Origin of the sequence: Segeticoccus rhizosphaerae, from assembly GCF_009192725.1 — a bacterium.
Classification (GTDB): Bacteria; Actinomycetota; Actinomycetes; order Actinomycetales; family Dermatophilaceae; genus Segeticoccus; species Segeticoccus rhizosphaerae.
Map to the genome: position 1 here is coordinate 1 of NZ_VOHR01000107.1, position 11127 is coordinate 11127.

General features: G+C 71.2%; 12 protein-coding genes and 1 pseudogene. 11 read left to right on the top strand and 2 right to left on the bottom strand.

Annotated features, from left to right (window positions below):
- The 5 genes and pseudogenes from FRW57_RS23180 to aroB all read left to right on the top strand — a co-directional run.
- A pseudogene (locus FRW57_RS23180) lies at nt 1–301 on the top strand (shikimate dehydrogenase); the annotation flags it as partial.
- A 2-nt stretch (nt 302–303) separates the two neighbouring features.
- Nucleotides 304–1035: a prepilin peptidase gene (locus FRW57_RS10505; RefSeq protein ID WP_137121967.1), complete on the top strand. Its 732-nt coding sequence runs from the start codon at nt 304–306 to the stop codon at nt 1033–1035.
- Nucleotides 1036–1058: 23 nt separating this feature from the next.
- On the top strand, nt 1059–2282 hold the full coding sequence (gene aroC / locus FRW57_RS10510) for a chorismate synthase (RefSeq protein ID WP_137121968.1): 1224 nt from the start codon (nt 1059–1061) through the stop codon (nt 2280–2282).
- Nucleotides 2279–2806, top strand: coding sequence for a shikimate kinase (locus FRW57_RS10515; protein ID WP_137122025.1), 528 nt, complete (start codon nt 2279–2281; stop codon nt 2804–2806). Before aroC ends, FRW57_RS10515 begins: the two co-directional genes overlap by 4 nt.
- Nucleotides 2803–3906 (top strand): 3-dehydroquinate synthase, encoded by a 1104-nt coding sequence (aroB, locus tag FRW57_RS10520; protein ID WP_152185970.1) that lies wholly within the window; start codon nt 2803–2805, stop codon nt 3904–3906. The genes FRW57_RS10515 and aroB overlap by 4 nt, the downstream gene beginning before the upstream one ends.
- Nucleotides 3907–4224: 318 nt before the next feature.
- Here the strand turns inward: aroB and FRW57_RS10525 are convergent, their stop codons facing one another.
- Nucleotides 4225–5802: an FMN-binding glutamate synthase family protein gene (locus FRW57_RS10525; RefSeq protein WP_152185971.1), complete on the bottom strand. Its 1578-nt coding sequence runs from the start codon at nt 5800–5802 to the stop codon at nt 4225–4227.
- 78 nt (nt 5803–5880) lie between these two features.
- On the opposite strand from FRW57_RS10525, the gene aroQ reads away from it, so the two are divergent.
- The 4 genes from aroQ (at nt 5881) to nusB (ending at nt 8736) form a co-directional block, all read left to right on the top strand.
- Nucleotides 5881–6342, top strand: a complete 462-nt coding sequence (gene aroQ, locus FRW57_RS10530; protein ID WP_137121971.1) for a type II 3-dehydroquinate dehydratase — start codon at nt 5881–5883, stop codon at nt 6340–6342.
- Between the two features lie 50 nt (nt 6343–6392).
- Nucleotides 6393–7673 (top strand): CoA transferase, encoded by a 1281-nt coding sequence (locus tag FRW57_RS10535; RefSeq protein WP_137121972.1) that lies wholly within the window; start codon nt 6393–6395, stop codon nt 7671–7673.
- An 89-nt stretch (nt 7674–7762) separates the two neighbouring features.
- Nucleotides 7763–8326 (top strand): elongation factor P, encoded by a 564-nt coding sequence (gene efp, locus FRW57_RS10540; RefSeq protein WP_137121973.1) that lies wholly within the window; start codon nt 7763–7765, stop codon nt 8324–8326.
- Nucleotides 8323–8736: a transcription antitermination factor NusB gene (nusB, locus tag FRW57_RS10545; RefSeq protein WP_137121974.1), complete on the top strand. Its 414-nt coding sequence runs from the start codon at nt 8323–8325 to the stop codon at nt 8734–8736. The genes efp and nusB overlap by 4 nt, the downstream gene beginning before the upstream one ends.
- Nucleotides 8737–8749: 13 nt before the next feature.
- Here the strand turns inward: nusB and FRW57_RS10550 are convergent, their stop codons facing one another.
- Entirely contained in the window at nt 8750–9670 is a 921-nt protein-coding gene (locus FRW57_RS10550) for an NAD-dependent epimerase/dehydratase family protein (RefSeq protein ID WP_137121975.1), read from the bottom strand.
- A gap of 129 nt (nt 9671–9799) precedes the next feature.
- On the opposite strand from FRW57_RS10550, the gene FRW57_RS10555 reads away from it, so the two are divergent.
- Together FRW57_RS10555 and pyrR are read left to right on the top strand one after the other, a co-directional pair.
- On the top strand, nt 9800–10498 hold the full coding sequence (locus tag FRW57_RS10555) for a TetR/AcrR family transcriptional regulator (RefSeq protein ID WP_137121976.1): 699 nt from the start codon (nt 9800–9802) through the stop codon (nt 10496–10498).
- A gap of 180 nt (nt 10499–10678) precedes the next feature.
- The coding region (pyrR, locus tag FRW57_RS10560; RefSeq protein ID WP_152185972.1) for a bifunctional pyr operon transcriptional regulator/uracil phosphoribosyltransferase PyrR at nt 10679–11127 on the top strand (449 nt) is incomplete at its 3' end.

An 11127-nucleotide genomic window follows, 5' to 3' on the forward strand; every position in this document is an offset into this window, starting at 1 on the left:
GCACGGCATCGTGGCGGCCGCGCCCCTCGTGGTCAACACCGCTCCGCCAGGTGGAGCGGACGCGCTGGCCGCCCGGCTCGGTGACGCGCCTTCCTCCGCCGGCCAGGTGCTGCTGGACGTCGTCTACGACGGCTGGCCGACACCGCTTGCCGCGGCGTTCGACAGCAGGGGCGCGAGCGTGGCCGGTGGCCTCGACCTGCTCGTGCACCAGGCCGCACGCCAGGTCCTGCTCATGACCGGGTTGGAGCCGCCCGTCGAGGCGATGCGCTCGGCCGGTGTCGCCGCGCTGGCAGGACGGTAGCCGTGGCACCCCTGAGCATCCCCCTCGCCGAGGGCTGGGCCGAACCCGTCGGCTGGCTGGTGGCCCTGTGCGGCGTGCTCGGGATCGGGGTCGGCCTGGCGCTGAGCCGCTGGGTGGAGGCCCGCTCCTACCGGCTGGAGGACGAGCAGGAGGCGCCGCGGCGGGCGGTGGGCTGGTGGTTCGTGCCGGCGCTGGGAGTCCTGTGGGCGCTGCTCGCGTGGCGCATCGGTGACGTCGGTCACGGGCTGTTGCTCCCGGCATACCTGTATCTCGCGGCGGTCGGGATCACCCTGGTCGCCATCGACCTGGACGTGCACCGGCTGCCCGACCCGATCGTGCTGCCTTCCTTCCCGATCCTGCTCGTCCTGCTGGTCCTGGGTTCGTGGGGGACCGGCGAGTGGGGCGCCTTGGTGCGGGCCGTCATCGCCGCAGTGGTCCTGCTCGTCGGCTACTTCCTGCTCGCCCTCTTCTCCCCCGGTGGCAGCAGTCTCGGGCTCGGCGACGTCAAGCTCGCGGGACTGATGGGACTCGTGCTCGGCTGGCTGGGCTGGTGGCCGGTGCTGATCGGCATCTACGCGGGCTTCATCCTCGGCGGCGTCCTCGCGGTGGTCCTGCTGGTCACCCGGCGCCGTGGCCTCAAGAGCTTCATCGCCTACGGGCCACCGATCATCGTGGGTGCGTTCGTGGGGGTGCTGCTGCCGGTCCAGCTGGTGACCGGGGCGCTGACCGGCTGACCCGCCGTGGCAGGATCCAGAGCATGCTGCGTTGGTTGACCGCCGGTGAGTCGCACGGGCCCGCCCTGGTCGCGGTGATGGAGGGGCTGCCGGCGGGGGTCGAGGTCACGACCGGGCAGGTCGCCTCCGCGCTCGCGCGTCGGCGGCTCGGGTTCGGCCGGGGCGCGCGGATGAAGTTCGAGCAGGACGAGGTCGAGTTCTTGGGTGGTGTGCGGCACGGGAGCACCATCGGCTCGCCCGTCGCGATCCGGATCGGCAACACCGAGTGGCCCAAGTGGCAGGCGGTGATGAGTCCCGACCCGGTCGCAGCCGAGGCGCTCGCGGGATCGAACGACGTGGGCGCGCCTCAGGAGCTGGCGCGCAACCGGCCCCTGACGCGGCCGCGTCCCGGCCACGCGGACCTCGTGGGGATGCAGAAGTACGGGTTCGATGAGGCCCGGCCGGTGCTCGAGCGCGCGTCGGCGCGAGAGACCGCGGCGCGGGTGGCGCTCGGCTCGGTGGCTGCGGCGTTCCTGGCCCAGGCCTACGGGATCCGCTTGGTGTCGCACACGGTCGCCATCGGTGCCGCTGGAGTCGGTGCGGACGCCCCGCTGCCGACCCCGGACGACGTCGAGGCGCTGGACGCCGACCCGGTGCGCACGTTGGACGCGGCCGGGTCGGCGGCGATGGTGGGTGAGGTGGAGGCCGCTCGCGGAGACGGCGACACGCTGGGTGGCGTGGTGGAGGTGCTGGCCTACGGACTGCCGCCCGGCCTCGGCTCACACGTGCACTGGGACCGCCGGCTGGACGCCCGACTCGCCGGTGCGCTCATGGGCATCCAGGCGATCAAGGGCGTCGAGGTGGGCGACGGCTTCCGCACGGCGGCAAGGCGGGGCTCGGCTGCCCACGACGAGATCGAACGCGACGCGGACGGCGTCATCCACCGGAGGACCGGTCGGGCCGGCGGCACCGAGGGCGGGATGTCGACCGGTGAGGTGCTCCGGGTGCGGGCCGCGATGAAGCCGATCAGCACGGTGCCACGCGCACTGGACACCGTGGACGTGGCCGATGGGGGCGTCGCCAAGGCGATCCACCAGCGGTCCGACGTGTGCGCCGTGCCGGCGGCGGGAGTGGTCGCCGAGGCGATGGTGGCGCTCGTGCTCGCCGAGTGCGCGGTCGAGAAGTTCGGCGGCGACAGCGTGCCCGAGACGGCCCGCAACCTGCGCGGCTACCTCGACGCGATCCCGGAGACGATGCGCTCGTGGTGACCGACGACAGCGGCCCCCGGCCGGTGGCCGTCCTGATCGGCCCGCCCGGGTCCGGCAAGTCCACTGTCGGCGCCGTCCTCGCGGCCCGCCTCGGCTGCCGGCTGCGCGACACCGACCAGCAGGTGGAGGCGAGGACCGGGCGCACCATCTCGGACATCTTCGTGGTCGACGGCGAACCGGCCTTCCGTCAGCTCGAACGGGTCGAGGTCATTGCCGCGCTTTCCGAGCACGACGGCGTGGTGGCGCTCGGCGGTGGGGCGGTGATGGACGAGCAGATCGCCGTGGCGCTGGCCGGCCACACGGTCGTCTTCCTCGACGTGGGTATCGCCGACGCTGCCGCCCGCGTCGGGTTCAACCGGTCGCGGCCGTTGATGGCGATCAACCCACGCGGGCAGTGGGTCAAGCTGATGGAGCGGCGGCGCGGGACCTATGAACGGCTCGCGACGCTGACGGTCGACACTGCCGGCCGGACGCCGGAGGACGTGGTGGACGAGATCGTGGGACGACTGGGAGATGGCGCGTGAGTGATCCGACCCGCATCCGCGTGGGCGACGACTACGACGTGGTGATCGGGCACGGCCTGCTCTGTGAGCTGCCGTCGATGATCGGTGAGGGCGTCGAGCGCGTCCTCGTCGTGCACCCCCGGGCGCTGCGTGCCACGGGTGAGGCGGTGCGGGACGACCTTGCCGAACGCGGCTACTCCGCCTTCGTGGCGGAGGTGCCGGACGCCGAGGCCGCCAAGTCGGCCGAGGTCGCGGCGTTCCTGTGGGGTGTGCTCGGGCAGGCCGGCTTCACGCGGTCGGATGCCGTCGTCGGGCTCGGCGGGGGAGCCACCACCGACCTGGCCGGCTTCGTCGCCGCCACCTGGCTGCGGGGGGTCCGCGTGGTGCAGGTGCCGACGACCTTGCTCGGCATGGTCGACGCGGCGGTAGGCGGCAAGACCGGTCTCAATACCGCGGAGGGCAAGAACCTCGTCGGGGCGTTCCACCCCCCGGCCGGGGTGCTGTGTGACCTCGCGTCGTTGGAGACCCTGCCTGCCAACGACCTCGTGGCGGGGTTGGCGGAGGTGGTCAAGTGCGGCTTCATCGACGACGAGCGGATCCTGACTTTGGTCGAGGCCGATCCGGAGGCGGCGAAGGTCGACGGTCCGGTGCTGCGCGAGCTGGTCGAGCGGGCGGTGGCCGTCAAGGCCCGCGTCGTGGCCGCCGACCTCAAGGAGTCCTCGCTGCGCGAGATCCTCAACTACGGGCACACGTTCGGCCACGCCGTCGAGCTGGCCGAGCGCTACAACTGGCGGCACGGGGCGGCCGTGAGCGTGGGCATGGTGTATGCCGCTGAGCTCGCCCGTCTGGCCGGCAAGCTCGACGACGAGACGGTCGACCGGCACCGACAGATCCTGTCCGCTCTCGGCCTGCCGGTCGCCTACCGGGGCGACCGGTGGCCGCAGCTGCTCGACGCGATGAAGCGGGACAAGAAGGCCCGCGGCTCGTTGTTGCGATTCGTGGTGCTGGCCGGCGTCGGCCGTCCCGTGCGGCTCGAGGGCCCCGACCCGGCCCTCCTGCAGGCCGCCTACGCCGCGGTCTCCAGTGACACCTCTCCGGGTGGCGCGATCTCCCTCGGTTGAGGGTTTGCCCGGGACGCGTTTTCGCAACTCGCGCTGGCACTACCGGGGTGAGCGGCCGTCATACCGGCGTGCCGCACGGTGTGTCGCCGGGCAGTGCCAGCGTGACGTGCGATTCGTGGTGGCTCCGACGTGAAGCCGCGCTGGCAAACCTGACGTTCGTGGCGGCATACCGGCATGATTCGGCGGGTTTACCAGCGCGGCTTGACCGTCCCGCTGGCCAGGGGGACGTGACTGCGCCTCTGGCGAGCGCGACGTGACTGCGCCTCTGGCGAGCGCGAGTTGGCCGACGCGCGGCCCCGCGTCGGACCGTGGAGTTGGTCAACCGGTGGCGGAGGCCGACCGCCTCGCGCTGCCGCCCTCGGGGGCCACCTCGGAGAGCAGCGCGTAGAGCGCGTCGCGGTCGGCGTCGGACGGCACGCCCCAGCCGGGCTGGTAGCCGTAGACCTCGCGGACCGGCTCGCTGGACCGGGTCCGGTCCAGGATCTCGATGTCGTCGCCGGTGACCAGACCCGGGTGGTAGACGCCGCAGGCCTCGGACACCTTGACGAGGTCGCGGCGGAGGGTGCGGATGTAGTTGGCCAACCGGACCGACTTCAGGCTGGGGTCGAGCCCGCGCGTCAGCCACGGGTCCTGCGTGGCGACTCCGGTCGGGCAGCGGTCGGTGTGGCAGCGCTGGGACTGGATGCAGCCCACCGACAGCATGGCCTCGCGTGCCACGTTGACCATGTCGCAGCCCAGCGCGAACGCGACCATCGCGTTGTCGGGCAGCCCGAGCTTGCCGGACCCGATGAACGTGATGTCGTCGGTGAGGCCGGCCTCGGCGAACAGCGAGTAGACGCGGGCGAACCCGAGCCGGAAGGGCAGCGCGACCGAGTCGCTGAAGGTCAGTGGCGCCGCGCCGGTGCCGCCCTCGCCGCCGTCGACGGTGATGAAGTCGACGCCGCGGTCGGTCGTGGCCATCTGGCGGACGAGGTCCTCCCAGAACGTCGAGGCGCCGACGGCCGACTTGATGCCCACCGGGAGGCCGGTCTCGGTGGCGAGCAGCTCCACCCAGTCGAGCATGCTGTCGACGTCGTGGAACTCGGCGTGGCGGGACGGGCTGACGCACGTGACGCCGACAGGCACACCGCGGGCCTCCGCGATCGCCTCGGTCACCTTGACGCCGGGCAGCACACCACCGAGACCGGGCTTGGCGCCTTGGCTGATCTTGACCTCGATCGCCTTGACCGGCGCGCTCGCGACGAGATCCTTGAGCCGCGCGAGGTCGAAGCGGCCCTCCTCGTCCCGGCAGCCGAAGTAGGCGGTGCCGATCTGGAAGATCAGGTTGCCTCCCTTGCGGTGGTAGCGAGACAGCCCTCCCTCGCCGGTGTTCTGCATCGCGTCGCAGATCGCCACCCCGCGGTTGATCGCCTCGACCGCCTGGGCGGACAGTGAGCCATAGCTCATGGCAGAGACGTTGACCACCGAGTCCGGCCGGAAGGCCTTGGCCCGCCCGCGGGCTGCCCCCATCACCTTCGCCGAGGGCAGCCAGACCTCCTCGCCGGCGTGGATCCCGGACGGCGGGACCACCGACGAGAACGTCCGCTGCTTGATGATCGGGTAGCCGGACAGGTTCTCCATGTCGTTGTCGGTGCCGAACCCGAAGTAGTTGTTCTCCAGCTTGCTCGAGGCATAGACCCAGCGGCGCTGATCTCGGCTGAACGGTCGCTCCTGGTCGTTGGAGGTGACGATGTACTGGCGCAGCTCCGGCCCGATCGCCTCCAGCAGGTAGCGGAAGTGGCCGACCACCGGGAAGTTGCGCAGCAGCGCATGTCGTTTCTGGGCCAGGTCATAGGCCGCGAGGCTCGCGGTGGCCAGGACGGGCAGGGCGCTGATGCTGGCTCGACTCCACTTCATGCACCGCAGTCTGCCCACCCCAGCGCCCGAGTGCACGCCATCCGGTCCTGGCAGGTTCGGCCGCCCTAGACTCCACGTATGACGCCCCATCGCGTTTTCGTGCTCAGCGGCCCGAACCTCGGGCGCCTCGGCACCAGGGAGCCCGAGGTCTACGGCTCGGCCACCCTCGAGGACGTGGCGGCCTCCACGCAGAGCCAGGCCGAGGAGCTCGGTCTCTCCCTCGAGTTCCGCCAGACCGACGACGAGGCCGAGCTGATCGGCTGGATCCACGAGGCGGTGGACGAGAGGGCCGACGTCATCCTCAACCCGGCCGCCTTCACCCACTACTCGTATGCCCTGCGCGACGCGTGCGCGCTCGTCACCAGCGCGGGGGCGAGGCTGGTCGAGGTGCACCTGTCGAACCCGGCGGCGCGGGAGGAGTTCCGCCACACCTCAGTGGTCGGCGGGGTCGCCACCGGCACCATTGCGGGGTTCGGCGCCGACTCCTACCTCTTGGCCATGCAGGCGCTCGCCCTCAGCGGCCGCCCGGCGACGCCTTGACGGGGCGAGCAGCCGGGGACCTGTGGCCCGGGCCCCTCCCGGTGCACCTCATGGCGGTGCGGGCGGTGGAGGCCGCTGCTGTCGCCGCCTCCCGGTTGGCCGAGTTGCGAGGGGCACCACTGCGTTTCGAGGTGGACCCGGTCCTCACGGCCGCATCGTTCGACTCCATCGGCCACCTGCGTGTCGACGGCCGTGCGCCTGAGCCCTTCGCGCCGCTGTCGGGCTACTTCCAGACGTCGGACGGGTGGGTCCGGTTGCACGGCAACTATCCCCATCACCGCGCTGCCCTGGCCGACGTCCTCGGCACCGACGACCGCGACGCGGTGGCCGACCGGTTGCGGGAGCGGTCGGCGCAGGAGGTCGAGCAGAGCGTCCGTGCCGCCGGCGGTATCGCCGCCGCCCTGCGCACTCTGGAGCAGTGGCGCGCGCACCCGCAGGGTGAGGCCGTCGCCGGTGTGCCTCTGGTCGAGGTCGACGAGGCCGAGGGTGCGGTGCCGCTTTCTCCCGCGGATGGTCTGCCGATGTCCGGCCTCCGGGTGCTCGACCTGACTCGGGTGATCGCCGGGCCGACCGCCACCAGGCTGCTCGGGGCGTTGGGCGCCGACGTGCTCCGACTCGACCCACCGGCGCTCCCGGAGCTGCTCGACCAGCACCTCGACACCGGGTTCGCCAAGCGCACCGGCACCGCCGACCTCGCCGATGCCGCCGTGTCAGCGCGGGTGGACGAGCTGCTGCACGAGGCGGATGTGCTGGTGACGGGTTACCGCCCCGGGGCCCTGGCCAGGTTCGGGCTGGATGCGCGGGCCGTGGGGGAGCGGCACCCGCACCTCGTCCGGGTCGAGTTCTGCGCGTGGGGGTTCGACGGGCCGTGGGCCGACCAGCGGGGGTTCGACAGCGTCGTGCAGTCGGCGGTGGGCATCGGGCACGCCTATGGCGCCGAGGTCGACGGTGTCTGGCGACCCGGGGCGCTGCCCGCCCAGGCGCTCGACCATGCCACCGGCTACCTGGTCGCCGCGGAGGTCATGAACCTGCTGGCCCGCCGGCACGAGACCGGGCCGGGGGCCGCCCGCCTCTCGCTGGCGCGGACCGCGCACTGGCTCACCACCCTTCGCGCCGCAGAACTGCCGAGCCAACCGGACGGCTCGGGCGAGCCGGTGCGCCTGACCAGCCACTCGCCATACGGGCTGCTCACGTATGTGCCCCTGCCGTTGCGCGTCCACGGTGAGCCACTCGACTACCCCTCCCCGCCGGGCCGCTACGGAGAGGCCGAGCTGACCTGGCTGACGGTGCCCGCGCCCACGGATTCCGGATCCGGGGTCCCGCCCCGGTAGAATGCTGGCGATCCCCCGTTGGCCTCCGGGGCACCGTCGTGCGCACACCGCGCGAGGTGCGGCTCCGGCAGACGAAAGTGACGCAGCTCTTGGCTTCGACGAACGACCTCAAGAACGGCATGGTCCTCAACCTCGACAACCAGCTCTGGTCGGTCGTGGAGTTCCAGCACGTCAAGCCCGGCAAGGGCCCCGCCTTCGTGCGCACCAAGCTCAAGGCGGTCATGTCCGGCAAGACCGTCGACAAGACCTTCAACGCCGGCACCAAGGTCGAGACCGCCAACGTCGACAAGCGCGACATGCAGTACCTCTACAAGGACGGCGACGACTACGTCTTCATGGACGGCAAGACCTACGAGCAGATCACGGTCCAGGGCTCGGTCGTCGGTGACGTCGCGAACTTCATGCTCGAGAATCAGACCGCCATCGTCGCCACGCACGACGGCAACCCGCTGTATGTCGAGCTGCCCGCCTCCGTGGTGCTCGAGATCACCTACACCGAGCCGGGACTGCAGGGCGACCGGTCCACCGGCGGCACCAAGCCGGCGACCCTCGAGACCGGTGCCCAGATCTCCGTGCCGCTGTTCCTCGAGCAGGGCACCAAGGTCAAGGTCGACACCCGAGACGGTTCCTACCTCGGTCGCGTCAACGAGTGAGTGCTCGATCCAAGGCGCGCAAACGCGCGCTGGACATCCTTTTCGAGGCCGAGCAGCGCGGGCTCAATGTCGAGACGCTGCTCGCTGACCGGCTCGCGAAGCCAGCGGCGGAGACGCCGCTGCCGGAGTACACCGTGGAGCTGGTCCAGGGGGTCGTGCACCGATGGACCCAGATCAACGAGCTGCTGACGACCTACAGCCAGGGCTGGACGATCGACCGGATGCCCGCGGTCGACCGGGCCATCCTGCGCCTCGGCTCGTTCGAGGTGCTCTGGAGCGACGGCGTCCCGGACGCCGTGGCGATCGCGGAGGCGGTCGAGCTCGCCACGGCTCTGTCCACGGACGACTCGCCGGCATTCGTCAACGGGCTGCTTGCTCGGCTTGCCGAGGTCAAACCGACCCTCGTCTGACCCGCAGGCTTCCTCAGCCTGCGGGGGCTGCGGTGGCGGCGACCTCCCGAGTGATGGCCTCACGTGTCGGGATCGGTTCGATGCCGAACGTCTCCTGGGCCGCGCTCGAGTCGAGGATGAACGGACGGCGGAACTGGTGCTGTGTCTCGCGCAGCTCGCGCACGGACCGGTTGAACAGGCCGGCGGCCCAGACTGCCGCGTAGGGGAGCGGTCGCACCTTCGGCTCGACGTGCATCACCTCCGCAGCCATGGTGGTGAGCTCGCGCATGGTCCGGGGCTCGGCGGTCGGGACGTGCCACGCCCGGCCCCACGCCCGTGGATCCTGCGCGCCGGTCACGAGCAACCTCGCGACGTCCTCCACGTCGGTCCAGCTGTGGGCGGCATCGAGCGCACCGGGGATCCAGGCCGTGCGCCCCTTGGCCCAGGCCGGCAGCACCACCAGGGACAGCAGCGAGGACGCCTTGGCCCCGATGTAGTCACTGCCGCGGACCTCGAACACGCGCACCCTTCCCGCCTGGTGCGCAGCCAGGGCATCCCGCCACATCTGGATGCGGACCCTGCCCTTGGTCCCCGTCGCGGCAAGCGGGTGGCTCTCGGTCATCGGGGCGTCAACCTCGCCGTAGACGTAGAGGTTCGACGTGGTGGCGAGCACGGCGCCTGCGGATTCAGCGGCCGCCAGCAGCGAAGCGGCGATCGGCGGCCAAGCGGTGGTCCACTGGTCGTAGGGAGGGTTGACGCAGTTGTAGATCGCCGCGGCGCCCTCCGTGAGCTCGGCGATGCGGGAGGTGTCTGCTGCATCCGCAGCAACCTTTTCGGTGCCGTCGACCCCGGTCCCGCTCCGCGTGATGACGCGGACGTGGTGGCCCCGGTCGAGCAGCAGCCTGCTGGTGGCGCTCCCGACCGGCCCGGATCCGACGACGATGTGCAGACTCATGGTGACCATCTCTCTCTAATGTGAGCACTGCTCTCTGACGTGACGATCATGACCCCCTGTTTGAGGCAGTGTCAAGAGCGTTGCTCTCGTTCCGTGACAAGCGCTCTCTGACTCTGACAGGATGAAGCCATGGCAGAGACGAAGCGGACAGGGCTGCGGGCCCGAGTGCGGGCGGAGATGATCGAGGAGATCAAGCAGATCGCCCTGCGGCAGTTGGAGGTCACGGGAGCAGATCTGTCCCTGCGTGCCGTCTCTCGCGAGCTCGGGATGGTCTCGTCAGCGATCTACCGCTACTTCCCGAGCCGTGATGACCTGTTGACGGCGCTGATCATCGACGGCTACAACGCCATGGGCGCGGCCGCCGAGACAGCCGAGGCCGCCGTGCCCCGGTCCGACCTGCGTGGGCGCTTCGTCGCCGTAGGGCGGTCGTTGCGGGCGTGGGCGGTGGCACACCCGGCGGAGTACGCGCTGCTGTATGGCAGCCGCGTCCCCGGCTACCAGGCGCCCGCCGACACGGTGGGTCCGGCGGCGCGAGCGGTCGTCGTGCTGGGTGATCTCCTGCGCGAAGCCGCGGCGCGCGGCCGCTTCGAGGACGAGCCGTCGGTCCGCCTGCCGAAGCTGGTGCGTGCCGACCTCGAGGCCGCCACGCGGGGATCAGTGTTCGAGGGGGTGCCGGTACCGGTCGTCGATCGTGCGGTGGCTGCCTGGTTGCAGCTGTACGGCGCCATCAGCTTCGAGCTGTTCGGCCACCTCGTCGGCACGATCGACCATCCCGAGGAATGGTTCGAATACCGGCTGCGCACCCTGGCGGCCGAGGTCGGCCTGTAGGCGGTGCCGCCGCTCCGCCGACTCGTCGGCCTGGGACACGCATCCGAACTGCCGCGCTGACGCTCCGTCATCCCCAGGCACGAGCCGGTGGTGGAGGGCCGCGAGGGTCACGGTAGGATCACGCTGACCGACATCCTTTAACGACCTGTCCCGTGAGGCAGGGAAGGAGGTCTCGACGCCGTGACGCGTCCCGACTTTGTGGAACCCACACCACCTGCAGACCTCGACCCCACCGCAAGGGTCGTACTCAACCCGGGTGACGTCTCCCGCGCCCTGCGCCGCATCGCCCACGAGATCCTCGAGGGCAACAGGGGCGCCCAGGACCTCGTGGTCCTCGGTATCCCGACCCGTGGCGTCCCGCTCGCCCGCCGCCTCGTGCAGGTGATGGCCGAGGTGGAGGGCCGCGAGATCCCTGTCGGATCCCTCGACGTGACGATGTACCGCGACGACCTGCGGCGCCAACCGGTGCGCGCCATGGAGCACACCGACGTCCCCGCCGGTGGCATCGACGGCAAGACCGTGGTGCTGGTCGACGACGTGCTCTTCTCCGGCCGCACCGTGCGGGCGGCGATGGACGCCCTGGGCGACCTGGGCCGCCCCCGCGCCGTCCGGCTCGCGGTGCTGGTCGA

Bases quoted from the DNA above. Each gene is read 5' to 3' on its own strand.
- aroC (WP_137121968.1), top strand. From the start codon at position 1,059: ATGCTGCGTTGGTTGACCGCCGGTGAGTCGCACGGGCCCGCCCTGGTC.
- FRW57_RS10525 (WP_152185971.1), bottom strand. From the start codon at position 5,802: ATGAAGTGGAGTCGAGCCAGCATCAGCGCCCTGCCCGTCCTGGCCACC.
- aroQ (WP_137121971.1), top strand. From the start codon at position 5,881: ATGACGCCCCATCGCGTTTTCGTGCTCAGCGGCCCGAACCTCGGGCGC.
- FRW57_RS10535 (WP_137121972.1), top strand. From the start codon at position 6,393: ATGGCGGTGCGGGCGGTGGAGGCCGCTGCTGTCGCCGCCTCCCGGTTG.
- FRW57_RS10550 (WP_137121975.1), bottom strand. From the start codon at position 9,670: ATGAGTCTGCACATCGTCGTCGGATCCGGGCCGGTCGGGAGCGCCACC.
- FRW57_RS10555 (WP_137121976.1), top strand. From the start codon at position 9,800: ATGGCAGAGACGAAGCGGACAGGGCTGCGGGCCCGAGTGCGGGCGGAG.